Source organism: Citrobacter sp. MGH110 (assembly GCF_001037515.1).
In the GTDB taxonomy this organism is placed as follows: domain Bacteria; phylum Pseudomonadota; class Gammaproteobacteria; order Enterobacterales; family Enterobacteriaceae; genus Citrobacter; species Citrobacter portucalensis.
Genome location: NZ_KQ089835.1, coordinates 1 through 25,337 on the forward strand (window position 1 = coordinate 1; position 25,337 = coordinate 25,337).

Annotated in this window: 22 protein-coding genes, 4 tRNA genes and 1 pseudogene; 16 read left to right on the top strand and 11 right to left on the bottom strand. The window is 52.0% G+C overall.

Going from position 1 to position 25,337, the window contains the following annotated elements; translation table 11 throughout:
- Positions 1 to 187: hypothetical protein (locus SK38_RS25280; RefSeq protein ID WP_231587335.1), on the bottom strand; the 187-nt coding region annotated here is incomplete at its 3' end.
- 63 nt (positions 188 to 250) lie between these two features.
- On the opposite strand from SK38_RS25280, the gene murB reads away from it, so the two are divergent.
- Together murB and birA are read left to right on the top strand one after the other, a co-directional pair.
- The gene (gene murB / locus SK38_RS23120; RefSeq protein WP_048237125.1) at positions 251 to 1,279 is read left to right on the top strand and encodes a UDP-N-acetylmuramate dehydrogenase; all 1,029 of its coding nucleotides are present in this window, start codon (positions 251 to 253) and stop codon (positions 1,277 to 1,279) included.
- On the top strand, positions 1,276 to 2,238 hold the full coding sequence (gene birA / locus SK38_RS23125) for a bifunctional biotin--[acetyl-CoA-carboxylase] ligase/biotin operon repressor BirA (RefSeq protein WP_003826969.1): 963 nt from the start codon (positions 1,276 to 1,278) through the stop codon (positions 2,236 to 2,238). Before murB ends, birA begins: the two co-directional genes overlap by 4 nt.
- Before the next feature lie 32 nt (positions 2,239 to 2,270).
- On the opposite strand, the gene coaA is transcribed toward birA, so the two are convergent.
- Both coaA and SK38_RS25285 read right to left on the bottom strand, forming a co-directional pair.
- Entirely contained in the window at positions 2,271 to 3,221 is a 951-nt protein-coding gene (coaA, locus tag SK38_RS23130; RefSeq protein WP_003031107.1) for a type I pantothenate kinase, read from the bottom strand.
- A 289-nt stretch (positions 3,222 to 3,510) separates the two neighbouring features.
- Positions 3,511 to 3,591, bottom strand: a pseudogene (locus SK38_RS25285) (hypothetical protein); the annotation flags it as partial.
- Positions 3,592 to 3,610: 19 nt separating this feature from the next.
- On the opposite strand from SK38_RS25285, the gene SK38_RS23135 reads away from it, so the two are divergent.
- From SK38_RS23135 to rpoC, 13 genes are all read left to right on the top strand, one after another.
- Positions 3,611 to 3,686, top strand: a tRNA-Thr gene (locus tag SK38_RS23135).
- A gap of 8 nt (positions 3,687 to 3,694) precedes the next feature.
- Positions 3,695 to 3,779: transfer RNA gene (locus tag SK38_RS23140), tRNA-Tyr, on the top strand.
- Between the two features lie 114 nt (positions 3,780 to 3,893).
- Positions 3,894 to 3,968: transfer RNA gene (locus SK38_RS23145), tRNA-Gly, on the top strand.
- Between the two features lie 5 nt (positions 3,969 to 3,973).
- A tRNA-Thr gene (locus tag SK38_RS23150) sits at positions 3,974 to 4,049 on the top strand.
- Between the two features lie 118 nt (positions 4,050 to 4,167).
- On the top strand, positions 4,168 to 5,352 hold the full coding sequence (gene tuf / locus SK38_RS23155) for an elongation factor Tu (RefSeq protein WP_003031109.1): 1,185 nt from the start codon (positions 4,168 to 4,170) through the stop codon (positions 5,350 to 5,352).
- 230 nt (positions 5,353 to 5,582) lie between these two features.
- Positions 5,583 to 5,966 (top strand): preprotein translocase subunit SecE, encoded by a 384-nt coding sequence (secE, locus tag SK38_RS23160; protein ID WP_003033128.1) that lies wholly within the window; start codon positions 5,583 to 5,585, stop codon positions 5,964 to 5,966.
- A 1-nt stretch (position 5,967) separates the two neighbouring features.
- Positions 5,968 to 6,513, top strand: a complete 546-nt coding sequence (nusG, locus tag SK38_RS23165) for a transcription termination/antitermination protein NusG (RefSeq protein ID WP_003033125.1) — start codon at positions 5,968 to 5,970, stop codon at positions 6,511 to 6,513.
- A gap of 154 nt (positions 6,514 to 6,667) precedes the next feature.
- Positions 6,668 to 7,096 carry a 50S ribosomal protein L11 gene (gene rplK, locus SK38_RS23170; protein ID WP_003033122.1) on the top strand — a complete coding sequence of 143 codons (429 nt, stop codon included), beginning with the start codon at positions 6,668 to 6,670 and terminating at the stop codon, positions 7,094 to 7,096.
- Between the two features lie 3 nt (positions 7,097 to 7,099).
- Entirely contained in the window at positions 7,100 to 7,807 is a 708-nt protein-coding gene (rplA, locus tag SK38_RS23175; RefSeq protein ID WP_003033119.1) for a 50S ribosomal protein L1, read from the top strand.
- A gap of 418 nt (positions 7,808 to 8,225) precedes the next feature.
- A complete protein-coding gene (gene rplJ, locus SK38_RS23180) occupies positions 8,226 to 8,723 on the top strand; it encodes a 50S ribosomal protein L10 (RefSeq protein ID WP_001207203.1) in 498 nt (165 codons plus the stop codon).
- A 66-nt stretch (positions 8,724 to 8,789) separates the two neighbouring features.
- On the top strand, positions 8,790 to 9,155 hold the full coding sequence (gene rplL / locus SK38_RS23185) for a 50S ribosomal protein L7/L12 (RefSeq protein WP_003033114.1): 366 nt from the start codon (positions 8,790 to 8,792) through the stop codon (positions 9,153 to 9,155).
- 320 nt (positions 9,156 to 9,475) lie between these two features.
- Complete coding sequence (gene rpoB, locus SK38_RS23190; protein ID WP_003033111.1) at positions 9,476 to 13,504, top strand: DNA-directed RNA polymerase subunit beta; 4,029 nt, start codon at positions 9,476 to 9,478, stop codon at positions 13,502 to 13,504.
- A gap of 76 nt (positions 13,505 to 13,580) precedes the next feature.
- Positions 13,581 to 17,804 (top strand): DNA-directed RNA polymerase subunit beta', encoded by a 4,224-nt coding sequence (gene rpoC / locus SK38_RS23195; protein ID WP_003826919.1) that lies wholly within the window; start codon positions 13,581 to 13,583, stop codon positions 17,802 to 17,804.
- A gap of 102 nt (positions 17,805 to 17,906) precedes the next feature.
- Here rpoC and SK38_RS23200 read toward each other — a convergent pair whose 3' ends face one another.
- Both SK38_RS23200 and SK38_RS23205 read right to left on the bottom strand, forming a co-directional pair.
- The gene (locus SK38_RS23200; RefSeq protein ID WP_048237126.1) at positions 17,907 to 18,224 is read right to left on the bottom strand and encodes a PTS lactose/cellobiose transporter subunit IIA; all 318 of its coding nucleotides are present in this window, start codon (positions 18,222 to 18,224) and stop codon (positions 17,907 to 17,909) included.
- A 4-nt stretch (positions 18,225 to 18,228) separates the two neighbouring features.
- A complete protein-coding gene (locus tag SK38_RS23205) occupies positions 18,229 to 18,534 on the bottom strand; it encodes a PTS sugar transporter subunit IIB (protein WP_003033102.1) in 306 nt (101 codons plus the stop codon).
- A 1,093-nt stretch (positions 18,535 to 19,627) separates the two neighbouring features.
- Between SK38_RS23205 and cspG the strand changes: the two genes are divergently transcribed.
- Positions 19,628 to 19,840, top strand: a complete 213-nt coding sequence (gene cspG / locus SK38_RS23210) for a cold shock protein CspG (protein WP_003033098.1) — start codon at positions 19,628 to 19,630, stop codon at positions 19,838 to 19,840.
- A 119-nt stretch (positions 19,841 to 19,959) separates the two neighbouring features.
- Here the strand turns inward: cspG and thiH are convergent, their stop codons facing one another.
- The 6 genes from thiH to thiC are packed head-to-tail and all read right to left on the bottom strand — an operon-like array spanning position 19,960 to position 25,327.
- Positions 19,960 to 21,093: a 2-iminoacetate synthase ThiH gene (gene thiH, locus SK38_RS23215; RefSeq protein WP_008787119.1), complete on the bottom strand. Its 1,134-nt coding sequence runs from the start codon at positions 21,091 to 21,093 to the stop codon at positions 19,960 to 19,962.
- Complete coding sequence (gene thiG / locus SK38_RS23220) at positions 21,090 to 21,860, bottom strand: thiazole synthase (RefSeq protein WP_048237127.1); 771 nt, start codon at positions 21,858 to 21,860, stop codon at positions 21,090 to 21,092. The genes thiH and thiG overlap by 4 nt, the downstream gene beginning before the upstream one ends.
- Position 21,861: 1 nt before the next feature.
- Positions 21,862 to 22,062: a sulfur carrier protein ThiS gene (thiS, locus tag SK38_RS23225; protein ID WP_016155307.1), complete on the bottom strand. Its 201-nt coding sequence runs from the start codon at positions 22,060 to 22,062 to the stop codon at positions 21,862 to 21,864.
- Complete coding sequence (locus SK38_RS23230; RefSeq protein ID WP_048237128.1) at positions 22,043 to 22,801, bottom strand: HesA/MoeB/ThiF family protein; 759 nt, start codon at positions 22,799 to 22,801, stop codon at positions 22,043 to 22,045. The genes thiS and SK38_RS23230 overlap by 20 nt, the downstream gene beginning before the upstream one ends.
- Positions 22,794 to 23,429 (bottom strand): thiamine phosphate synthase, encoded by a 636-nt coding sequence (gene thiE / locus SK38_RS23235; RefSeq protein ID WP_048215160.1) that lies wholly within the window; start codon positions 23,427 to 23,429, stop codon positions 22,794 to 22,796. The genes SK38_RS23230 and thiE overlap by 8 nt, the downstream gene beginning before the upstream one ends.
- A complete protein-coding gene (gene thiC / locus SK38_RS23240; protein WP_048237129.1) occupies positions 23,429 to 25,327 on the bottom strand; it encodes a phosphomethylpyrimidine synthase ThiC in 1,899 nt (632 codons plus the stop codon). Before thiC ends, thiE begins: the two co-directional genes overlap by 1 nt.
- Between the last annotated feature and the right edge of the window lie 10 nt (positions 25,328 to 25,337).

A 25,337-nucleotide genomic window follows, 5' to 3' on the forward strand; every position in this document is an offset into this window, starting at 1 on the left:
GTATTTTGTAGGCCTGATAAGCGCAGCGCATCAGGCAACACGTCTGCATACTGCCGGATGCGGCGTATCGCCTTATCCGGCCTACAGAGGCAGAGCTGAATGTATTTTGTAGGCCTGATAAGCGCAGCGCATCAGGCACATCACAACACCGCACCATCGGGTGCAAAGCAATATCCAAAACCTCCATAACACAAGCCATCCTGCGGTATATGCGGTAAACTAGGCGCGATTTTGCATCAGGAAAGCGTCTATGAATCACTCCCTTAAAGCCTGGAACACCTTCGGTATCGATCAGCAAACGAATGAACTTGTCTGCGCCGAAAATGAACAACAATTACTGAATGCCTGGCAATCAGCCAATGCATCGCATCATCCAGTACTGATCCTGGGCGAAGGGAGTAACGTCCTGTTTCTTGATACCTTCCAGGGTACGGTGATCGTCAATCGTATTAAGGGTATTGAGATTACAGAACAACCTGATGCGTGGCATTTGCACGTAGGTGCGGGTGAAAACTGGCATCATCTGGTCCAGCATACGTTGCAGCTTGGTATGCCTGGCCTGGAAAATCTGGCGCTTATCCCAGGCTGCGTGGGTTCATCGCCAATCCAGAATATTGGTGCCTATGGCGTAGAGCTACAGCGCGTCTGCGAATACGTAGACTGCGTTGAGCTGTCGACTGGCAAACATCTGCGCGTTGGTGCGGCAGAATGTCGCTTTGGTTATCGTGACAGCATCTTCAAACATGAATACCAGGATCGCTTCGCAATTATTGCTGTTGGTTTACGCTTGTCTAAACAGTGGCATCCGGTACTGACCTATGGCGATCTGACGCGCCTGGATCCTACAACGGTGACGCCTCAGCAGGTTTTTGATTCTGTCTGCCATATGCGCACGACAAAACTGCCCGATCCGAAAGTAAACGGTAATGCAGGAAGCTTCTTTAAAAACCCGGTTGTCACCGCAGAGATTGCGCAGGAGCTCCTGGCAAAATTCCCAACAGCACCTCATTACCCGCAGGCTGATGGTTCTGTGAAACTGGCAGCCGGCTGGCTTATCGATCAGTGTCAGCTAAAAGGCATGCGCATTGGTGGCGCAGCGGTACATCAACAGCAGGCTCTGGTGCTGATCAATGCAGACAATGCGACGAGTCAGGATGTGGTGCAACTTGCACATCATGTACGTCAAAAAGTCGGTGAGAAATTTAATGTCTGGCTCGAACCAGAGGTCCGGTTTATTGGCCCGCAGGGTGAAATGAATGCTGTGGAGATCATTGCATGAAGGATAATACCGTCCCTCTGACGCTTATTTCATTACTCGCTGATGGCGAATTTCATTCCGGTGAGCAGCTCGGTGAAAAGTTGGGAATGAGCCGTGCCGCAATCAATAAGCATGTCCAGACGTTACGCGACTGGGGGGTTGATGTCTTTACTGTTCCAGGTAAAGGATACAGCTTACCGGAGCCTATCCAACTATTAGATGCCTCACTTATTCATTCTCAACTGGATGGTGGAAATATCACAGTCCTGCCGGTTATCGACTCAACCAATCAGTACCTGATGGACCGAATAGGTCAACTGGAGTCAGGGGATGCCTGTGTCGCTGAATATCAGCAAGCCGGACGCGGCCGCCGTGGTCGCAAATGGTTCTCACCGTTTGGTGCCAACCTGTACCTTTCAATGTTCTGGCGGTTGGAACAAGGACCGGCTGCCGCGATTGGCCTGAGTCTGGTTATTGGTATCGTCATGGCTGAGGTTTTACGCGATCTGGGCGCAGAGAAGGTACGTGTAAAATGGCCCAACGACCTCTATTTGCTCGACCGTAAGCTGGCAGGGATCCTGGTTGAACTGACCGGTAAGACAGGGGATGCCGCGCAGATTGTTATCGGTGCGGGTATTAATATGTCCATGCGCCGGGTTGAAGAAAATGTGGTTAATCAAGGCTGGATTAACTTGCAGGAAGCGGGCATTAACATTGATCGCAATACCCTTGCTGCCCGACTGATACGTGAGTTGCGTGCTGCGTTAGTGCTCTTTGAGCACGAAGGTTTAGCGCCGTATCTGTCTCGCTGGAAGAGACTGGATAACTTTATCGACCGCCCGGTCAAACTTATTATTGGCGATAAAGAAATATTTGGCATCTCTCGTGGAATAGACGCGCAAGGTGCATTATTGCTTGAACAAAATGGCGAGATCAAACCCTGGATGGGTGGAGAAATATCGCTAAGAAGCGCTGAGTAATAAGAAGGGGAGGTGTTGCTCCCCTTTTTTATTTATTTTCTCAACCTGACTTGCTCAACGGCATGATTGGCACTTTTCGTCATGATTAAGCTTGCTCGCTCACGCGTTGGTAATATATTTTGTTTTAAATTCAGCCAGTTAATCTCTTTCCATAACGATGTGGCGGTGTTGATAGCCTCATCTTCTGATAATTTTGCATAGTTATGGAAATAAGAGTCCGGGTTGGTAAACGCCCCTTCACGGAATTTCAGGAAACGGTTGATATACCACGTCTGGAGTAATTCTTCTGGCGCATCAACATAAATAGAAAAGTCGACAAAGTCAGAAACAAATACATGATGCGGATCGTGAGGATAGTCCATCCCGCTTTGTAATACATTTAGCCCTTCGAGTATTAATATGTCGGGCTGGGCAACGGTTTTGTCGCCATCAGGGATCACATCATAGATGAGATGGGAATAGACCGGCGCCGTGACGTTAGGTACGCCTGATTTCAGATCGGAAACAAATTTAACCAAGCGATGCATATCATAGGACTGGGGGAAGCCTTTCTTCTTCATTAGTCCACGATCTTTCAATACCTGGTTAGGGTGGAGAAAGCCATCGGTAGTAATCAACTCAACCTTGCGATGCTCGGGCCAGCGACTGAGCAAAGCCTGCAAAACACGCGCAGTCGTACTTTTACCGACGGCGACGCTGCCAGCAATGCTAATAATATAAGGAATACGCTCGCCATTCGTGCCTAAAAATTGCTCCAGCACGGCCTGACGTCGCAGGTTCGAACTGATGTAAAAGTTTAGCAAACGCGAGAGAGGCAAATAAATCTCGGCAACTTCTTCCAGCGATAAGTCTTCGTTAATGCCTTTAAGACGAGCAATCTCTTCCTCGGTCAGGGTCATCGGCACGGAATCACGAAGCGCAGCCCACTGGTTGCGATCAAACTGTAGGTAAGGCGACGTTAACGCTTGCTCTTTTATACTCATACGCATGGTCTGGCTGTCATTGCTATATCAGGTCTGCGGTAAAAAACGAAATCATCCTGGTACGCAATGGCACGCACATTTCAGTTAATTTGGACAATGGGCAGGAGGGTAACACCAGATGGGGGGGAATAATAAGAAAAAATCATCCTCTGAAATGCAATGTGACGGGTATTCCAGATGTATAAAGATGTGCTTTCTCTCTATCAAAGCGTACCTGCCGGAGCAAAATTCCTCCCAGAGGAGGCACCTGACGTTGGAAATTTGTCCAATCCAAAGAAGAAATAGATTATTTATCGGTCGTATAGTGCAAAATGTGAGCGATAGAACATTTTATGCAATTTTTTAGTTGCATGAGTGCGCATGTCTCCATAAAATGCGCGCTACTTGATGCCGACTTAGCTCAGTAGGTAGAGCAACTGACTTGTAATCAGTAGGTCACCAGTTCGATTCCGGTAGTCGGCACCATCAAGTTCGGTGGGGTTCCCGAGCGGCCAAAGGGAGCAGACTGTAAATCTGCCGTCACAGACTTCGAAGGTTCGAATCCTTCCCCCACCACCACTTTCTGGCAGCGTTATCGCCGCCTGAGTTGATTAAAAAATTAATCAGCTCGAACAGAAAAGAGAGAAATCTCTTTTTTGTTGCAGAAAGAACTGGGTAGCCGAGTTTCAGGATGCGGGCATCGTATAATGGCTATTACCTCAGCCTTCCAAGCTGATGATGCGGGTTCGATTCCCGCTGCCCGCTCCAGACGTGCTGATATGGCTCAGTTGGTAGAGCGCACCCTTGGTAAGGGTGAGGTCCCCAGTTCGACTCTGGGTATCAGCACCACTTCACTTCTCCTTCCCGTTTCTCTCTGTTTACTTTTAAAAGCATTCAACAGCTCAGGTATATTGCCTGGTTGATGTGGTGATATCACCGATTTATCCGTGTCTTAGAGGGACAATCGATGTCTAAAGAAAAATTTGAACGTACTAAACCGCACGTTAACGTCGGTACTATCGGCCACGTTGACCATGGTAAAACAACGCTGACCGCTGCAATCACTACCGTTCTGGCTAAAACCTACGGCGGTGCTGCTCGCGCATTCGATCAGATCGATAACGCGCCGGAAGAAAAAGCTCGTGGTATCACCATCAACACTTCTCACGTTGAATATGACACCCCGACTCGCCACTACGCACACGTAGACTGCCCGGGCCACGCCGACTATGTTAAAAACATGATCACCGGTGCTGCGCAGATGGACGGCGCGATCCTGGTTGTTGCTGCGACTGACGGCCCGATGCCGCAGACTCGTGAGCACATCCTGCTGGGTCGTCAGGTAGGCGTTCCGTACATCATCGTGTTCCTGAACAAATGCGACATGGTTGATGACGAAGAGCTGCTGGAACTGGTAGAAATGGAAGTTCGTGAACTTCTGTCTCAGTACGATTTCCCGGGCGACGACACTCCGATCGTTCGTGGTTCTGCTCTGAAAGCGCTGGAAGGCGAAGCAGAGTGGGAAGCGAAAATCATCGAACTGGCTGGCTTCCTGGATTCTTACATCCCAGAACCAGAGCGTGCGATTGACAAGCCGTTCCTGCTGCCTATCGAAGACGTATTCTCCATCTCCGGTCGTGGTACCGTTGTTACCGGTCGTGTAGAGCGCGGTATCATCAAAGTTGGTGAAGAAGTTGAAATCGTTGGTATCAAAGAGACTGCTAAGTCTACCTGTACTGGCGTTGAAATGTTCCGCAAACTGCTGGACGAAGGCCGTGCTGGTGAGAACGTTGGTGTTCTGCTGCGTGGTATCAAACGTGAAGAAATCGAACGTGGTCAGGTACTGGCTAAGCCGGGCTCTATCAAGCCGCACACCAAGTTCGAATCTGAAGTGTACATTCTGTCCAAAGACGAAGGCGGCCGTCATACTCCGTTCTTCAAAGGCTACCGTCCGCAGTTCTACTTCCGTACTACTGACGTGACTGGTACCATCGAACTGCCGGAAGGCGTAGAGATGGTAATGCCGGGCGACAACATCAAAATGGTTGTTACCCTGATCCACCCGATCGCGATGGACGACGGTCTGCGTTTCGCAATCCGTGAAGGCGGCCGTACTGTTGGTGCGGGCGTTGTTGCTAAAGTAATGAGCTAATTGCCGAATAACATTTGACGCAATGCGCAATAAAAGGGCATCATTTGATGCCCTTTTTGCACGCTTTCACACCAGAACCTGGCTCATCAGTGATTTTTTTTGTCATAATCATTGCTGAGACAGGCTCTGAAGAGGGCGTTTAGTCCGAAACGCACCAGAGCATTTCGGTTTGGATCGCCTCGCTTACGCGGGGTGAAAATGTTTGTAGAATACTTCTGACAGGTTGGTTTATGAGTGCGAATACCGAAGCTCAAGGAAGCGGGCGCGGCCTGGAAGCGATGAAGTGGGTTGTTGTCGCTGTATTGCTGCTTGTAGCTATCGTTGGCAACTACCTCTATCGTGACATGATGCTGCCGCTGCGTGCGCTGGCCGTAGTGATTCTGATTGCCGCAGCGGGTGGTGTCGCGCTGTTGACAACAAAAGGTAAAGCGACCGTTGCTTTTGCCCGTGAAGCGAGAACCGAAGTCCGTAAGGTCATTTGGCCAACTCGCCAGGAAACATTGCACACCACATTAATTGTGGCTGCGGTTACCGCAGTAATGTCACTGATCCTGTGGGGACTGGATGGTATTCTGGTTCGCCTGGTATCCTTTATCACTGGCCTGAGGTTCTAAGATGTCTGAAGCCCCTAAAAAGCGCTGGTACGTCGTTCAGGCGTTTTCCGGTTTTGAAGGCCGCGTAGCCACGTCGCTGCGCGAATATATCAAGTTACAAAATATGGAAGAGCTGTTTGGCGAAGTCATGGTGCCGACCGAAGAAGTGGTCGAAATCCGTGGTGGCCAGCGTCGCAAGAGCGAACGTAAATTCTTCCCGGGCTATGTACTGGTCCAGATGGTGATGAATGACGCAAGCTGGCACTTGGTGCGCAGCGTGCCGCGTGTGATGGGCTTTATCGGCGGTACATCTGACCGTCCGGCGCCGATCAGCGACAAAGAAGTTGATGCGATCATGAACCGTCTGCAGCAGGTTGGCGATAAACCGCGTCCGAAAACGATGTTTGAGCCAGGTGAAATGGTTCGCGTTAGTGACGGTCCATTTGCTGACTTTAACGGCGTGGTTGAAGAAGTGGACTACGAGAAGTCCCGCCTGAAAGTCTCTGTTTCTATCTTCGGTCGTGCGACCCCGGTAGAACTGGACTTTGCCCAGGTAGAAAAAGCCTAAACAGCGATCAAAAAAGCGGCGATTTAATCGTTGCACAAGGCGCGAGATTGGAATACAATTTCGCGCCTTTTGTTTTTATGGGCCCTGTCCGTAAAACGAATTTAATCACGGGGAGCCTCCTTGAGGCGCTATAACCCAACTAGAGGAATTTAGAATGGCTAAGAAAGTCCAGGCCTACGTCAAGCTGCAGGTTGCAGCTGGTATGGCTAACCCGAGTCCGCCGGTAGGTCCAGCACTGGGTCAACAAGGCGTGAACATCATGGAATTCTGCAAAGCGTTCAACGCAAAAACTGATTCCATGGAAAAAGGTCTGCCGATCCCGGTTGTTATCACCGTTTACGCTGACCGTTCTTTCACTTTCGTTACCAAAACGCCTCCGGCAGCAGTTCTGCTGAAGAAAGCGGCTGGTATCAAGTCTGGTTCCGGCAAGCCGAACAAAGACAAAGTGGGTAAAATTTCCCGCGCTCAGCTGCAGGAAATCGCGCAGACCAAAGCTGCCGACATGACTGGTTCCGACATTGAAGCGATGACTCGCTCCATTGAAGGTACTGCACGTTCCATGGGCCTGGTAGTGGAGGACTAAGAAATGGCTAAACTGACCAAGCGTATGCGCGTGATCCGTGACAAAGTTGATGCAACTAAACAGTACGACATCAACGAAGCTATTGCTCTGCTGAAAGAGCTGGCCACTGCTAAATTCGTAGAAAGCGTAGACGTTGCCGTTAACCTCGGCATCGACGCTCGTAAATCTGACCAGAACGTACGTGGTGCAACTGTACTGCCGCACGGAACTGGCCGTTCCGTTCGCGTAGCCGTATTTGCCCAGGGCGCAAACGCTGAAGCTGCTAAAGCTGCAGGCGCTGAGCTGGTAGGTATGGAAGATCTGGCTGACCAGATCAAGAAAGGCGAAATGAACTTTGACGTTGTTATTGCTTCCCCGGATGCAATGCGCGTTGTTGGCCAGCTGGGTCAGGTTCTGGGCCCGCGCGGCCTGATGCCAAACCCGAAAGTTGGTACTGTAACCCCTAACGTTGCTGAAGCGGTTAAGAACGCTAAAGCAGGTCAGGTTCGTTACCGTAACGACAAAAACGGCATCATCCACACCACCATCGGTAAAGTGGATTTTGACGCTGACAAACTGAAAGAAAACCTGGAATCTCTGCTGGTTGCGCTGAAAAAAGCGAAACCGACTCAGGCTAAAGGCGTGTACATCAAGAAAGTTAGCATCTCCACCACCATGGGTGCTGGTGTTGCCGTTGATCAGTCCGGTCTGACTGCGACTGTGGCGAACTAATATTCGCCTTTACGTGGGCGGTGATTTTGTCTACAATCTTACCCCCACGTTTCTGTTTAAATAAACAGAACTCTATGCGAGTCATTTGAATTGTAGCAAGGCAGCAATTGAGTGAATCGCCGGGAGTGTAGTTAACTACATGACCGGCGTGAACGAGAGCAGCTAATGCGGTTACGGTTCAAAGGGCGAAGTCATAGACAAGATTTGTTCGTTGGAGCCTGGCCTATCCAGGCCTCCGTCGAAGACCGCAGGTGTTTCGTAAGAAACTTAATGCCCTGCGTAGACGGTGACAGAACGCTAAGATTATTTCTGATACTCTGGCTTGTTTCTGCTCACCGTATTTAGACGCTCTTTCCGTTGGGGAGAGTGAAGTGAGTTCCGGAACATGAGTTCCGGCAAACATCCAGGAGCAAAGCTAATGGCTTTAAATCTTCAAGACAAACAAGCGATTGTTGCTGAAGTCAGCGAAGTAGCCAAAGGCGCGCTGTCTGCAGTAGTTGCGGATTCCCGTGGCGTAACTGTAGATAAAATGACTGAACTGCGTAAAGCAGGTCGTGAAGCTGGCGTATACATGCGTGTTGTTCGTAACACCCTGCTGCGCCGCGTCGTTGAAGGTACTCAGTTCGAGTGCCTGAAAGACACGTTTGTTGGTCCGACCCTGATTGCATACTCTATGGAACACCCGGGCGCTGCTGCTCGTCTGTTCAAAGAGTTCGCGAAAGCGAATGCAAAATTTGAGGTCAAAGCCGCAGCCTTTGAAGGTGAATTGATCCCGGCATCGCAAATCGATCGCCTGGCAACTCTGCCGACCTACGAAGAAGCAATTGCACGCCTGATGGCAACCATGAAAGAAGCTTCGGCTGGCAAACTGGTTCGTACTCTGGCTGCTGTACGCGATGCGAAAGAAGCTGCTTAATCGCAGTTATCTTTCTCAAGCATCTGCTTACGTATAAACTTATTCTGATTTTCAGGAACAATTTAAATGTCTATCACTAAAGATCAAATCATTGAAGCAGTATCCGCTATGTCCGTAATGGACGTTGTAGAACTGATCTCTGCAATGGAAGAAAAATTCGGTGTTTCCGCTGCTGCTGCTGTAGCTGTAGCTGCTGGCCCGGCTGAAGCTGCTGAAGAAAAAACTGAATTCGACGTAATTCTGAAAGCTGCTGGCGCTAACAAAGTTGCTGTAATCAAAGCAGTACGTGGCGCAACTGGCCTGGGTCTGAAAGAAGCTAAAGACCTGGTAGAATCTGCTCCGGCTGCCCTGAAAGAAGGCATCAGCAAAGACGACGCAGAAGCACTGAAAAAATCTCTGGAAGAAGCTGGCGCTGAAGTTGAAGTTAAATAAGCCAACTTTTCTGGTTGCAGCCTAAGAAATTAGGCTGATGGCTGGTGACTTTTTAGTCACCAGCCTTTTTGCGCTGTAAGGCGCCAGTAGCATTTCACACTGTTTGACTACTGCTGTGCCTTTCAATGCTTGTTTCTATCGACGTCTTAATATACTGCGACAGAGCATCAGTTCTGTGTAAATCGCAATGAAATGGTTTAAGCGTGATAGCAACAGGCATTGCGGAAAGTATTCGATTTTCCGGTCAACAAAATAGTGTTGCACAAACTGTCCCTTCGTCGGACAGATGGGTCGACTTGTCAGCGAGCTGAGGAACCCTAATGGTTTACTCCTATACCGAGAAAAAACGTATTCGTAAGGATTTTGGTAAACGTCCACAAGTGTTGGACATACCTTATCTCCTTTCTATCCAGCTTGACTCGTTTCAGAAGTTCATCGAGCAAGATCCTGAAGGGCAGTATGGTCTGGAAGCAGCTTTCCGTTCCGTTTTCCCGATTCAGAGCTACAGCGGTAATTCCGAGCTGCAATACGTCAGCTACCGCCTTGGCGAACCGGTGTTTGACGTTCAGGAATGTCAGATCCGTGGCGTGACCTATTCCGCACCGCTGCGCGTAAAACTGCGTCTGGTGATCTACGAGCGCGAAGCGCCGGAAGGCACCGTAAAAGACATTAAAGAACAAGAAGTCTACATGGGCGAAATTCCGCTCATGACTGACAACGGTACCTTTGTAATCAATGGTACTGAGCGTGTTATCGTTTCTCAGCTGCACCGTAGTCCTGGCGTCTTCTTTGACTCCGACAAAGGTAAAACCCACTCTTCGGGTAAAGTGCTGTATAACGCGCGCATCATCCCTTACCGTGGTTCCTGGCTGGACTTCGAATTCGATCCGAAGGACAACCTGTTCGTACGTATTGACCGTCGCCGTAAACTGCCTGCGACCATTATTCTGCGTGCACTGAACTACACCACTGAGCAGATCCTTGACCTGTTCTTTGAAAAAGTTGTTTTCGAAATTCGCGACAACAAGCTGCAGATGGAACTGGTGCCGGAACGCCTGCGTGGTGAAACCGCCTCCTTTGACATTGAAGCTAACGGCAAAGTCTACGTCGAAAAAGGCCGTCGCATCACTGCGCGCCACATTCGCCAACTGGAAAAAGACGATATCAAACATATCGAAGTTCCGGTTGAATACATTGCTGGTAAAGTTGCGGCTAAAGACTACGTTGACGAATCTACTGGCGAGCTGATCTGCGCAGCTAACATGGAGCTGAGCCTGGATCTGCTGGCTAAGCTGAGCCAGTCTGGTCACAAGCGTATCGAAACGCTGTTCACTAACGATCTGGATCACGGTCCGTACATTTCTGAAACTGTACGTGTTGACCCAACCAACGATCGTCTGAGCGCACTGGTAGAAATCTACCGCATGATGCGTCCTGGTGAGCCGCCGACTCGTGAAGCTGCTGAAAGCCTGTTCGAGAACCTGTTCTTCTCCGAAGACCGCTATGACCTGTCTGCGGTTGGTCGTATGAAGTTCAACCGTTCTCTGCTGCGCGACGAAATCGAAGGTTCCGGTATCCTGAGCAAAGACGACATCATCGAAGTGATGAAGAAGCTCATCGATATCCGTAACGGTAAAGGCGAAGTCGATGATATCGACCACCTCGGCAACCGTCGTATCCGTTCCGTAGGCGAAATGGCGGAAAACCAGTTCCGCGTTGGCCTGGTACGTGTTGAGCGTGCGGTGAAAGAGCGTCTGTCTCTGGGCGATCTGGATACCCTGATGCCTCAGGATATGATCAACGCCAAGCCGATTTCTGCAGCAGTGAAAGAGTTCTTTGGTTCCAGCCAGCTGTCTCAGTTTATGGACCAGAACAACCCGCTGTCTGAGATTACGCACAAACGTCGTATCTCTGCACTCGGCCCAGGCGGTCTGACCCGTGAACGCGCAGGTTTCGAAGTTCGAGACGTACACCCGACTCACTACGGTCGCGTATGTCCAATCGAAACGCCTGAAGGTCCGAACATCGGTCTGATCAACTCCCTGTCCGTGTATGCACAGACTAACGAATACGGCTTCCTCGAGACTCCGTACCGTAAAGTGACCGACGGTGTTGTAACTGACGAAATTCATTACCTTTCTGCTATCGAAGAAGGCAACTACGTTATCGCTCAGGCGAACTCCAACCTGGATGACGAAGGCCACTTTGTAGAAGATCTGGTTACCTGCCGTAGCAAAGGCGAATCCAGCTTGTTCAGCCGCGACCAGGTTGACTACATGGACGTATCCACCCAGCAGGTGGTATCCGTCGGTGCGTCCCTGATCCCGTTCCTGGAACACGATGACGCCAACCGTGCATTGATGGGTGCGAACATGCAACGTCAGGCGGTTCCGACTCTGCGCGCTGATAAGCCGCTTGTTGGTACCGGTATGGAACGTGCTGTTGCCGTTGACTCCGGTGTTACTGCAGTTGCTAAACGTGGCGGTACTGTTCAGTACGTGGATGCTTCCCGTATCGTTATCAAAGTTAACGAAGACGAGATGTACCCGGGCGAAGCAGGTATCGACATTTATAACCTGACCAAATACACCCGTTCTAACCAGAACACCTGCATCAATCAGATGCCTTGCGTATCTCTGGGCGAGCCGGTTGAACGTGGTGATGTGCTGGCTGACGGTCCGTCCACCGACCTCGGTGAACTGGCGCTGGGTCAGAACATGCGCGTGGCATTCATGCCATGGAATGGTTACAACTTCGAAGACTCCATCCTCGTATCCGAGCGTGTTGTCCAGGAAGACCGTTTCACCACCATCCATATTCAGGAACTGGCATGTGTGTCCCGTGACACCAAGCTGGGGCCAGAAGAGATCACCGCTGACATCCCGAACGTGGGTGAAGCTGCGCTCTCCAAACTGGATGAATCCGGTATCGTTTATATCGGTGCGGAAGTGACCGGTGGCGACATTCTGGTTGGTAAGGTAACGCCGAAAGGTGAAACCCAACTGACGCCAGAAGAGAAGCTGCTGCGTGCGATCTTCGGTGAGAAAGCGTCTGACGTTAAAGACTCTTCTCTGCGCGTGCCAAACGGTGTTTCCGGTACGATTATCGACGTTCAGGTCTTTACTCGCGATGGCGTAGAAAAAGACAAACGTGCGCTGGAAATCGAAGAGATGCAGCTGAAGCAGGCGAAAAAAGACCTGTCTGAAGAACTGCAGATCCTCGAAGCTGGCCTGTTCAGCCGTATCTACGCTGTGCTGGTTTCCGGTGGTGTTGAAGCTGAGAAGCTCGACAAACTGCCGCGTGACCGCTGGTTAGAACTCGGCCTGACCGACGAAGAGAAACAGAATCAGCTGGAACAACTGGCTGAGCAGTACGACGAACTGAAACACGAATTCGAGAAAAAACTCGAAGCGAAACGCCGTAAAATCACTCAGGGCGACGATCTGGCACCGGGCGTGCTGAAGATTGTTAAGGTGTATCTGGCGGTTAAACGTCGGATCCAGCCTGGTGATAAGATGGCAGGTCGTCACGGTAACAAGGGTGTAATCTCTAAGATCAACCCGATCGAAGATATGCCACACGATGCTAACGGTACGCCGGTAGATATCGTACTGAACCCGCTGGGCGTACCATCGCGTATGAACATCGGTCAGATCCTTGAAACCCACCTGGGTATGGCTGCAAAAGGTATCGGCGATAAGATCAACGCCATGCTGAAACAGCAGCAGGAAGTCGCGAAACTGCGCGAATTCATCCAGCGTGCTTACGATCTGGGCTCAGATGTTCGTCAGAAAGTTGACCTGAATACCTTCAGCGATGAAGAAGTTCTGCGTCTGGCTGAAAACCTGAAAAAAGGTATGCCGATCGCAACGCCGGTATTCGACGGTGCGAAAGAGTCTGAAATCAAGGAACTGTTACAGCTGGGTGGCCTGCCGACTTCCGGTCAGATCACACTGTTCGACGGTCGTACCGGTGAGCAGTTCGAGCGCCAGGTTACCGTTGGCTATATGTACATGCTGAAACTGAACCACTTGGTTGATGACAAGATGCATGCGCGTTCTACCGGTTCTTACAGCCTGGTTACTCAGCAGCCGCTGGGTGGTAAGGCGCAGTTCGGTGGTCAGCGCTTCGGGGAGATGGAAGTGTGGGCGCTGGAAGCATATGGCGCAGCATACACCCTGCAGGAAATGCTCACCGTTAAGTCTGATGACGTGAACGGTCGTACTAAGATGTATAAAAACATCGTGGACGGCAACCATCAGATGGAACCAGGCATGCCGGAATCCTTCAACGTACTGTTGAAAGAGATTCGTTCGCTGGGTATCAACATCGAGCTGGAAGACGAGTAACTCTCGATCAAACAGGTCACTGGTGCTGGCGTAACAGCCAGCGCCAGATTGTGCTAACTCCGACGGGAGCAAATCCGTGAAAGATTTATTAAAGTTTCTGAAAGCGCAGACTAAAACCGAAGAGTTTGATGCGATCAAAATTGCTCTGGCCTCGCCAGACATGATCCGTTCATGGTCTTTCGGTGAAGTTAAGAAGCCGGAAACCATTAACTACCGTACGTTCAAACCTGAACGTGACGGCCTTTTCTGCGCCCGTATCTTTGGGCCGGTAAAAGACTATGAGTGCCTGTGCGGTAAGTACAAGCGCCTGAAACACCGTGGTGTGATCTGTGAGAAGTGCGGCGTTGAAGTGACCCAGACCAAAGTACGCCGTGAGCGTATGGGCCACATCGAGCTGGCGTCTCCGACCGCTCACATCTGGTTCCTGAAATCTCTGCCGTCCCGTATCGGTTTGCTGCTCGATATGCCGCTGCGCGATATCGAGCGCGTACTGTACTTCGAATCTTATGTTGTTATCGAAGGCGGTATGACTAACCTGGAACGTCAACAGATCCTGACTGAAGAGCAGTATCTGGACGCGCTGGAAGAGTTCGGTGACGAATTCGACGCGAAGATGGGTGCGGAAGCTATTCAGGCCCTGCTGAAGAGCATGGATCTGGAGCAAGAGTGTGAAACTCTGCGCGAAGAGCTGAACGAAACCAACTCCGAAACCAAGCGTAAGAAGCTGACCAAGCGTATCAAACTGCTGGAAGCCTTCGTACAGTCTGGCAACAAGCCAGAGTGGATGATCCTGACCGTTCTGCCGGTTCTGCCGCCAGATCTGCGTCCGCTGGTTCCGCTGGATGGTGGTCGTTTCGCAACGTCGGATCTGAACGATCTGTATCGTCGCGTTATCAACCGTAACAACCGTCTGAAGCGTCTGCTGGATCTGGCTGCGCCGGACATCATCGTACGCAACGAAAAACGTATGCTGCAGGAAGCGGTTGACGCCCTGCTGGATAACGGTCGTCGCGGTCGTGCGATCACCGGTTCTAACAAACGTCCTCTGAAATCTTTGGCCGACATGATCAAAGGTAAGCAGGGTCGTTTCCGTCAGAACCTGCTCGGTAAGCGTGTTGACTACTCCGGTCGTTCTGTAATCACCGTAGGTCCATACCTGCGTCTGCATCAGTGCGGTCTGCCGAAGAAAATGGCACTGGAACTGTTCAAACCGTTCATCTACGGCAAGCTGGAACTGCGTGGCCTGGCCACCACCATTAAAGCCGCTAAGAAAATGGTTGAGCGTGAAGAAGCTGTCGTTTGGGATATCCTGGACGAAGTTATCCGCGAACACCCGGTACTGCTGAACCGTGCACCAACACTGCACCGTCTGGGTATCCAGGCATTTGAACCGGTACTGATCGAAGGTAAAGCTATCCAGCTGCACCCGCTGGTTTGTGCGGCATATAACGCCGACTTCGATGGTGACCAGATGGCTGTTCACGTACCGCTGACGCTGGAAGCCCAGCTCGAAGCGCGTGCGCTGATGATGTCTACCAACAACATCCTGTCTCCGGCGAACGGCGAACCTATCATCGTTCCGTCTCAGGACGTTGTATTGGGTCTGTACTACATGACCCGTGACTGTGTTAACGCCAAAGGCGAAGGCATGGTGCTGACTGGCCCGAAAGAAGCTGAGCGTATCTATCGCGCAGGTCTGGCCTCTCTGCATGCGCGCGTTAAAGTGCGTATCACCGAATACGAAAAAGATGAAAACGGCGAATTCGTTGCGAAAACCAGCCTGAAAGACACGACCGTTGGCCGTGCTATTCTGTGGATGATCGTACCGAAAGGTCTGCCTTTCTCCATCGTCAATCAGGCGCTGGGCAAGAAAGCTATCTCCAAAATGCTGAACACCTGTTACCGCATTCTGGGCCTGAAGCCGACCGTTATCTTCGCTGACCAGACAATGTACACCGGCTTTGCATATGCAGCGCGTTCAGGTGCATCTGTTGGTATTGATGACATGGTCATCCCAGAGAAGAAACACGAGATCATCTCTGAAGCGGAAGCTGAAGTTGCTGAGATCCAGGAGCAGTTCCAGTCTGGTCTGGTAACCGCAGGCGAACGCTATAACAAAGTTATCGATATCTGGGCTGCGGCGAACGATCGTGTATCCAAAGCGATGATGGATAACCTGCAAACCGAAACCGTTATTAACCGTGACGGCGTAGAAGAGCAGCAGGTTTCCTTCAACAGCATCTACATGATGGCCGACTCCGGTGCGCGTGGTTCTGCAGCACAGATTCGTCAGCTGGCCGGTATGCGTGGTCTGATGGCGAAGCCAGATGGCTCCATCATCGAAACGCCAATCACCGCGAACTTCCGTGAAGGTCTGAACGTACTCCAGTACTTCATCTCTACTCACGGTGCTCGTAAAGGTCTGGCGGATACCGCACTGAAAACAGCGAACTCCGGTTATCTGACTCGTCGTCTGGTTGACGTCGCGCAGGACCTGGTTGTTACTGAAGACGATTGCGGCACTCTGGAAGGCATCACCATGACCCCGGTTATCGAGGGTGGTGACGTTAAAGAGCCGCTGCGCGATCGCGTTCTGGGTCGTGTAACTGCTGAAGACGTTCTGAAGCCGGGTACGGCGGATATTCTGGTTCCACGCAACACGCTGCTGCACGAACAGTGGTGTGATCTGCTGGAAGAGAACTCCGTTGACTCCGTTAAAGTCCGTTCCGTTGTATCTTGTGACACCGACTTTGGTGTATGTGCGCACTGCTATGGTCGTGACCTGGCGCGTGGCCACATCATCAACAAAGGTGAAGCAATCGGCGTTATCGCGGCACAGTCCATCGGTGAACCGGGTACACAGCTGACGATGCGTACGTTCCACATCGGTGGTGCGGCATCTCGTGCGGCTGCTGAATCCAGCATCCAGGTGAAAAACAAAGGTAGCATCCGTCTGAGCAACGCGAAGTCGGTTGTGAACTCCAGCGGTAAACTGGTTATCACCTCACGTAACACCGAACTGAAACTGATCGACGAATTCGGCCGTACCAAAGAAAGCTATAAAGTGCCTTACGGCTCCGTTATGGCGAAAGGTGATGGCGAACAGGTTGCTGGCGGCGAAACCGTAGCAAACTGGGATCCGCACACCATGCCAGTTATCACCGAAGTGAGTGGTTTTGTCCGCTTCACTGACATGATCGATGGCCAGACCATTACTCGTCAGACTGACGAGCTGACCGGTCTGTCTTCTCTGGTGGTTCTGGATTCTGCAGAGCGTACTGCGGGTGGTAAAGACCTGCGTCCGGCACTGAAAATTGTTGATGCTCAGGGCAACGACGTTCTGATCCCAGGCACCGATATGCCTGCTCAGTACTTCCTGCCGGGTAAAGCGATTGTTCAGCTGGAAGATGGCGTACAGATCAGCTCTGGTGACACCCTGGCGCGTGTTCCGCAGGAATCCGGCGGTACCAAGGATATCACCGGTGGTCTGCCGCGCGTTGCGGACCTGTTCGAAGCACGTCGTCCGAAAGAGCCGGCAATCCTGGCTGAAATCAGCGGCATCATTTCCTTCGGTAAAGAAACCAAAGGTAAACGTCGTCTGGTTATCACCCCGGTAGACGGTAGCGAACCGTACGAAGAGATGATTCCGAAATGGCGTCAGCTCAACGTGTTCGAAGGTGAACGTGTAGAACGTGGTGACGTGGTTTCCGATGGTCCGGAAGCGCCGCACGACATCCTGCGTCTGCGTGGTGTGCATGCTGTAACTCGTTACATCGTTAACGAAGTTCAGGACGTATACCGTCTGCAGGGTGTTAAGATTAACGATAAACACATCGAAGTTATCGTTCGTCAGATGCTGCGTAAAGCCACCATCGAAAGCGCTGGTAGCTCCGACTTCCTGGAAGGCGAGCAGGTTGAATACTCCCGCGTCAAGATCGCAAACCGCGAGCTGGAAGCGAACGGCAAAGTGGGTGCAACGTTCTCCCGCGATCTGCTGGGTATCACCAAAGCGTCTCTGGCAACCGAGTCCTTCATCTCTGCAGCATCGTTCCAGGAAACCACGCGTGTCCTGACCGAAGCAGCTGTTGCAGGTAAACGTGATGAACTGCGCGGTCTGAAAGAGAACGTCATCGTGGGTCGTCTGATCCCGGCAGGTACTGGTTATGCGTACCACCAGGATCGTATGCGCCGTCGCGCAGCGGGCGAACTGCCAGCTGCACCGCAGGTAACTGCTGAAGATGCGTCTGCCAGCCTGGCAGAACTGCTGAACGCAGGCCTGGGCGGTTCTGACAACGATTAATCGTTGCCGACCATAATAAAAAACCCGCTTCGGCGGGTTTTTTTATGTCTATGTTATTTCTGATGGCGCTTATCAGGTCTACGAAGCCATCAGGCAGTGTCATTAATTTACCGGTGGTAACCGCCGATAAAGCTCAATCATATCGCCGGCCAGATCCTGAATCACCATGGCATTCATCAGGTGGTCCTGCGAATGGACGGTGATGAGATTAACCGGTAGTTTGCCGGTGCCCTCGTCAATACCGATCAGCTGGGTCTGGATTTTATGCGCTTGTTTGACGTACTCGCGTGATTCCGTCATCGCTTGTTCTGCACCGGAGAAATCACCTTTACGCGCCAGTTGCAATGCCGTCAGGGCCTGGCTGCGTGCAGCGCCAGCGTTTACCAATAACTCCATGATGATCGTTTCTATCTCTTCCATACCATCACTCCAGTAGTTTCAGCGCCTTATCCAGTACCGCATCGCCTTTCATCATGCCGTAATCCATCATGTCGATAACGGCGACCTTTTTGCCTAGTGGGTCGGCGATCGCCTGTAGCTTGGCCTGTTCATACTTAACCTGTGGACCGAGCAAAACGATATCCGCTGTAGCGATATTCTCTTCAAACTCGGCCACCGGGACGGCTTTGATAGTGACGTCGACGCCTTTTTTCTGGGCGGCATCTTTCATCCTTTGCACCAGCATGCTGGTGGACATTCCGGCGGCACAGCATAAAACGATGTTTTTCATAAGCAGTCTCGATCAACATGTGTGAGTTGATAATTATCGCGAGCCAGCTATAGCAACAACTGCTTTGCAACGATTGTGTGCAAGGCATCACAAAGAAAGCCGCTTTTTCTGAAACCGGTTACAAAAAGAGGCAGAACCCTGCAATCTGGACCAGGGCCAGCGGCTTTTTGACTCGCTTATCACATGCTGGAATATATAATTACTGTCAATAAATACATGTTATAAAAAACAGTATTGACAGCGTTTTTTAAACCCGTATGTTAATACTTAACAGCGGAGAAATTGTAGTTTGCTGTTAACGTAGTAAGTATTAGTAGAGCTTGATTGGGGTTTGCGATAAAGGCCACGAAGTATTTTTTGTATGGGATAGTCGATGCTGAAAACGCTATTTTTTCACTTCGACAATGCTTTCAGGCCACGTAGTTGATATATCTAATCGCAAAAAGTCAGTAAAGCGCGACGATGTAACGCCATGATTTTATAGTAAATGTTTGTGGTTTCTGCTTTTCTGGTTATCACAAGGGAAATAAGGCAACGCATCAAAGAGTATATGTCGCGAGGGGAAGTGTACTTGTTTAGGTCACCAGTCTTGAGTTCTATTATCAAGCGGGTGGAATGTGTTTAACGGTAAATAGAGGAAAGCTTTAGTTAGTATCAATATCCAATATTATCTGTAGTAAACGTGTACATTTTAAAGTAGTACCATCAGCAGTATTAAATCGTTAAGTTTATTAATGTTAAATTTGAAGTGTGTAGTAACGTAAAGCCCTGACTGCAATTGTCGGGGCTTTTGTTCATTGTAGATCAAGCTGTTATCCAGGATGCTTAGCCGCGATGGTTCAACATTGCATCACTCAGTGGGTATTAAAAAAATTAATGCTTGCTTAATGATTAGAAGTAGGTCTACTATAGCGGCATCGGTTTGGAACACAGACCTTATGCAAGCAGTTTTAGTAAAGCAGTTCTCAGTTCAAGCGTTATCCTCAGATACTCTTCTTCATGAGCCTCCTCCCTAAGTGCCCCATAAGTTAATTTCTGCAAAACAGGCCATCTTCGCTGCATAAGCGGCTCAATAACATGAAAGGAAGTATCTATGTCTAACAAAATGACTGGTTTAGTAAAATGGTTTAACTCTGATAAAGGCTTCGGCTTTATCACTCCTCAGGACGGTAGCAAGGATGTGTTTGTGCATTTCTCCGCTATCCAGAGTAACGATTTTAAAACGTTAGACGAAGGTCAAAAGGTGGAGTTCTCCGTGGAGAATGGCGCTAAAGGCCCGTCTGCTGTTAACGTTGTCGCGCTGTAATCGCCGATAATTTCACGAGCGCTTACGATAGCGATGAAGGCCAGAGCCCGAGCAGTTAAGTGCCAGTGAAGAAAAAACCCGCGAAAGCGGGTTTTTTTGTTTATGCGATTGCTCCTGACCTACGGTACCTGTGAAGCGCGCCCCAGATAGCTGTCCCAGTCTTTCCACACGGGCTGTAAACCCTGGGCCATGAGTGCTTCAGCAACGGCTTCTGGGCGACGATCGTCGTGCGGGGAGAACTGTTCCAGTTCGGGGTGGTTATCGGCATAACCACCGGGCTGGGTTTTTGAGAAGGCGCTGACGTTGTTGATCGCCAACGGGATCACATGGTCACGAAACCATGGCGATTCGCGGGTGGAGAGCGACAGCTCAATTTCTGGCGCCAGTAAACGAAACGCGCAAATGGTCTGGACCAACTGTCGCTCATCCATGATCGATGCAGGCTCAACGCCTCCGGTGCATGGGCGCAGGCGAGGGAAGGAGATAGAGTAACGGCTCTGCCAGTAATGCTGCTGCATCCATAGCAGATGTTCAGCCACCATATAGCAATCAACCCGCCAGCTGTCGGACAAACCAATCAACGCGCCAAGACCGATTTTGTCGATCCCTGCGCGGCCCAGCCTGTCCGGCGTTTCCAGGCGCCAGAAGAAATCCTGCTTTTTCCCTTTTAAATGGTGACGAGCGTAAGTTGCCTCATGATAACTCTCCTGATACACCATCACGCCATCCAGCCCCAGCGTCTTCAGCTCTGCATATTCAGCCTCTGACAACGGCTGTACCTCCATCTGTAAAGAGGCGAACTGGCGGCGAATGGCGGGCAAATGGCGACGAAAGTAATCCATCCCCACTTTTGCCTGATGTTCACCGGTGACCAGCAGCAGATGCTCAAAACCCAGCTCACGGATAGCCGCACACTCCCGTATTATCTCATCTTCGTCCAGCGTTTTACGTTTGATACGGTTGCTCATCGAAAAACCGCAGTAGGTGCAGTCGTTGGCGCAAAGGTTGGAGAGATACAACGGCACGTAAAAGCTCACCGTGTTACCAAAACGCTGACGGGTGAGCTTCTGCGCCCGCTGCGCCAGCGGCTCCAGATAATCGGCGGCGGCAGGAGAGAGCAATGCCATCAGATCGTCGCGACTAAGATGCGAAGCGTTGAGGGCGCGCTCTACGTCAGCAGCGGTTTTACCGTTGATGCGCAGGCGGATGTCATCCCAGTCCAGCTGCCGCCAGCGGTCGCTGAACGTTTTCATGCGAAGGCCTCCAGGAATCCGGTTAACGGGCTGGTGGGACTTGCCTGCGAACTTTTGCTTCCTGGTACCGCCTGGCGTGCCAGCAAGCCAGCTTCAACGGCCAGGCGGAAGGCGGTTGCCATCATCACCGGGCTGTCGGCTACCGCGATTGCCGTATTGACCAACACCGCGTCGGCGCCCATTTCCAGCGCCTGCGTGGCGTGGCTGGGGACGCCGATGCCTGCATCAACCACCACCGGCACGGTCGCCTGTTGGATAATAATCTCCAGCATCGCTTTGGTTTCCAGCCCCTGATTAGAACCGATGGGCGCGCCGAGCGGCATGACTGCAGAACAGCCTACTTCTTCCAGCCGTTTGCACAGCACCGGATCTGCGCCACAGTAAGGCAGTACCACGAAGCCCTTTTTCACCAGTACTTCTGCGGCTTTCAATGTTTCGATTGGATCGGGTAACAGCCAGCGGGCGTCCGGATGGATTTCTAATTTCAGCCAGTTTGTGCCCAGCGCTTCACGCGCTAACTGGGCAGCAAAAATCGCCTCTTCAGCGGTTTTTGCCCCCGAAGTGTTGGGCAACAGCGTCACACCAGCTTCTACCAGCGGCGCCAGAATGGCATCGTTGTGCTGACGCAAATCCACGCGCTTCATGGCCAGCGTTACCAGTTGGCTGCCGGAGGCGCGAATCGCCTTGACCATCAGCTGCGATGAAGCAAATTTTCCGGTGCCGGTGAACAGATGCGAATCAAACGTTTTGTCGGCAATACGTAACATATCAACCCCCTGCAATAACCTGAAAAAGCAGGATCTGGTCGCCTTCCTGCACGATTTGCTGCTCCCACTGCTCGCGCGGGAGGATCTGCTGATTGAGCGCCAGCGCCGCGCCCGGTTTAAGCTGATTAAGTGCAGTGAGCAGCCCACTGACGGTTTGTCCTTCGGCGCACTGCATCGGCTCATCATTGAACTGAATCTGCATGTTGCCCTCCGCATACCGGGCAGCCGCTGGCGCGTCGTAGTGCGAAGCTGCGCCACTGGCTGGTTTTACCGTCAAACAGGCGTAGCTCTCCGCTGGGCGTCTCAATACCGCTGAGCAATTTAATCGCTTCCAACGCTTGCAAGGTGCCCATCACGCCCACAACTGGTCCGACGATACCGGCGGTACGGCAGTTGCGTTCGGGCTCTACATCGTCCGGCCACAGGCAGCGGTAACATCCTTGTTCCCACGGGGGCGTCAGCACCATCAGTTGGCCGCCAAAGCCGACGGCGCTGGCGGTGACGAGCGGGGTGTTGAGCGTTACGCAGGCGGCGTTAATTTCCTGGCGCGTGGCCATGTTATCGGTACAGTCGAGCACCACATCGGCACGCGCTACCGCATGCCGAAGCGCATCGCCTTTCAGTCGCTGCTGGAGTGACACCAGCTCGATATCCGGGTTGAGCCGCGTCAGGCGCTGCTGGGCAACCTGCGATTTTGAACGTGCGATATCATCAGTGGTAAACAGGATCTGGCGCTGCAGGTTGCTCAGATGAATGTCGTCATCGTCTACCAGCGTCAATTTTCCGATGCCTGCTCCCGCCAGATACAGCGCGGCAGGCGAACCTAACCCGCCTAAACCGACAATCAGCACATGGCTATTGAGCAGCTTTTGTTGGCCTTCAATGGCGATATCGCCGAGCAGGATCTGGCGGCTGTAGCGCATAAAGTCGCGGTCATTCATCGCCCACTCCCGCGATATCCAGTAGTTGGGCCGTGGCGACCTGCCAGTCAGCCGCCTGGGTAATGGCGCTGACCACGGCAATGCTGCCGACGCCGGTCGCCAGTACCGCCGGGGCGCGCTCAAGGCTGATACCTCCAATGGCGACGGTCGGGTAATCCGCTAATCGTTCAATATGGTTTGCCAGTTGCGTGAGTCCCTGCGGGGCGGAAGGCATCTGTTTGGTTTGCGTGGGAAAAACATGACCCAGCGCGATATAAGAAGGCTTAGCGGCGAGCGCGACGTCGATCTCCATATCATCGTGAGTGGAGACCCCCAGGCGCAGCCCCGCCGCCTGAATCGCCTTCAGGTCGGTGGTTTCAAGGTCTTCCTGGCCCAGATGTACGCCGTAAGCGCGGTGCTTAATTGCCAGACGCCAGTAGTCGTTGATAAACAGACGGGCGTTATAGCGACGACCCAGTTCAATGGCGGCCATAACGTCGGCTTCGACCTCTTCATCACGCTTATCTTTAATGCGCAGTTGGATCGTGCATACGCCCGCCTGCAGCAAGCGTTCAATCCATTGCACGCTGTCCACCACCGGGTAAAGCCCGAGGCGAAACGGCACGGTCGGGAAATCAGGCTGGTACATTACGCCTCCTCTTTTTTGAGGTAGATTTCGCCGCCTTTGGCGCGGAAGTTCTCCGACATATCTGCCATGCCGACTTCAATCGTTTGTGCAGCAGCGTAGTCGCGAACCTCCTGGCTGATTTTCATCGAGCAGAACTTCGGCCCGCACATGGAGCAGAAGTGGGCGACCTTACCGGATTCCTGTGGCAGGGTTTCATCGTGGTAGGCACGGGCGGTGAATGGGTCGAGCGCGAGGTTAAACTGGTCTTCCCAGCGGAATTCGAAGCGCGCTTTCGACATGGCGTTATCGCGGATCTGCGCGCCCGGATGACCTTTTGCTAAGTCAGCTGCATGGGCGGCAATCTTGTAGGTAATCAACCCTTGTTTAACATCTTCTTTGTTCGGCAGGCCGAGGTGCTCTTTTGGCGTGACGTAGCACAGCATCGCGCAGCCAAACCAGCCGATCATCGCCGCACCGATCCCGGAAGTGAAGTGGTCGTAGCCCGGTGCGATATCGGTGGTCAACGGTCCTAGAGTGTAGAACGGTGCTTCATGGCAGTGCTCCAGCTCTTCGGTCATGTTGCGCTGGATCATATGCATGGGCACATGACCTGGACCTTCTATCATCACCTGCACGTCGTATTCCCAAGCGATTTTGGTCAGCTCGCCCAGCGTATGCAGCTCGGAGAACTGCGCTTCGTCGTTCGCATCCTGAATTGAACCCGGGCGCAGGCCGTCACCTAGCGACAAAGAGACATCGTAGGCGGCGCAGATTTCGCAAATCTCGCGGAAATGTTCGTACAGGAAGTTCTCTTTGTGATGAGAAAGGCACCATTTCGCCATAATTGAACCGCCGCGTGAGACAATGCCGGTCAGGCGTTTGGCAGTCATCGGCACGTAGCGCAGCAGCACGCCCGCGTGAATGGTGAAGTAGTCGACGCCCTGTTCGGCCTGCTCCAGCAGCGTGTCGCGGAAGGCTTCCCAGGTGAGATCTTCGGCGATCCCGTTGACCTTCTCCAGCGCCTGGTAGATCGGCACAGTACCGATCGGTACCGGACTGTTACGCAGGATCCACTCGCGGGTTTCGTGGATATAGCGACCGGTGGAGAGATCCATCACCGTGTCAGCGCCCCAGCGCGTCGACCACACCAGCTTCTCTACCTCTTCTTCAATGGAGGAGGTGACGGCAGAGTTACCAATGTTGGCGTTAACCTTCACCAGGAAGTTGCGACCGATAATCATCGGCTCGGATTCCGGGTGGTTGATGTTGGCAGGAATAATCGCTCGGCCCGCGGCCACTTCATCACGCACGAATTCCGGCGTGATGTTTTCCGGCAGGCGTGCACCAAAGTTCATCCCCGGATGCTGGTGACGCAGCACTTCACTGCGAATGCGCTCGCGGCCCATGTTTTCACGGATGGCGATGAACTCCATCTCCGGGGTCACTATTCCCTGGCGGGCGTAGTGCAGTTGGGTGACTCGCTTACCCGCTTTGGCGCGCTTTGGCGTCAGCAGGTCGGTGAAACGCAGCTCGTCCAGGCCATCGTCGGCCAGACGTTCTTTGGTATAAGCGGAACTCCGGTCGTCTAATTCTTCGCTATCGTTACGCGCCGCAATCCACGGTTGGCGCAGCTTTGCCAGACCCTGCTGGACGTTAATCGCCACGTCAGGATCGCCATACGGTCCGGAGGTGTCGTATACCGGAACGGCTTCGTTCTCTTCGAACTGCGGGTTGTCTTTTGTGCCGCCAGTCAGCGTTGGGCTGAGCTGAATTTCGCGCATCGGAATGCGGATATCCGGCTGCGAACCGGTAATATAAATGCGTTTTGAGTTAGGGAAGGCGGTCCCTTCCAGGGTATCGATAAAGTGTTGGGCTTGAGCGCGCTGTTCGCGGCGTGATGGTTTAGTAGTGGCAGACATAGCTCATTCC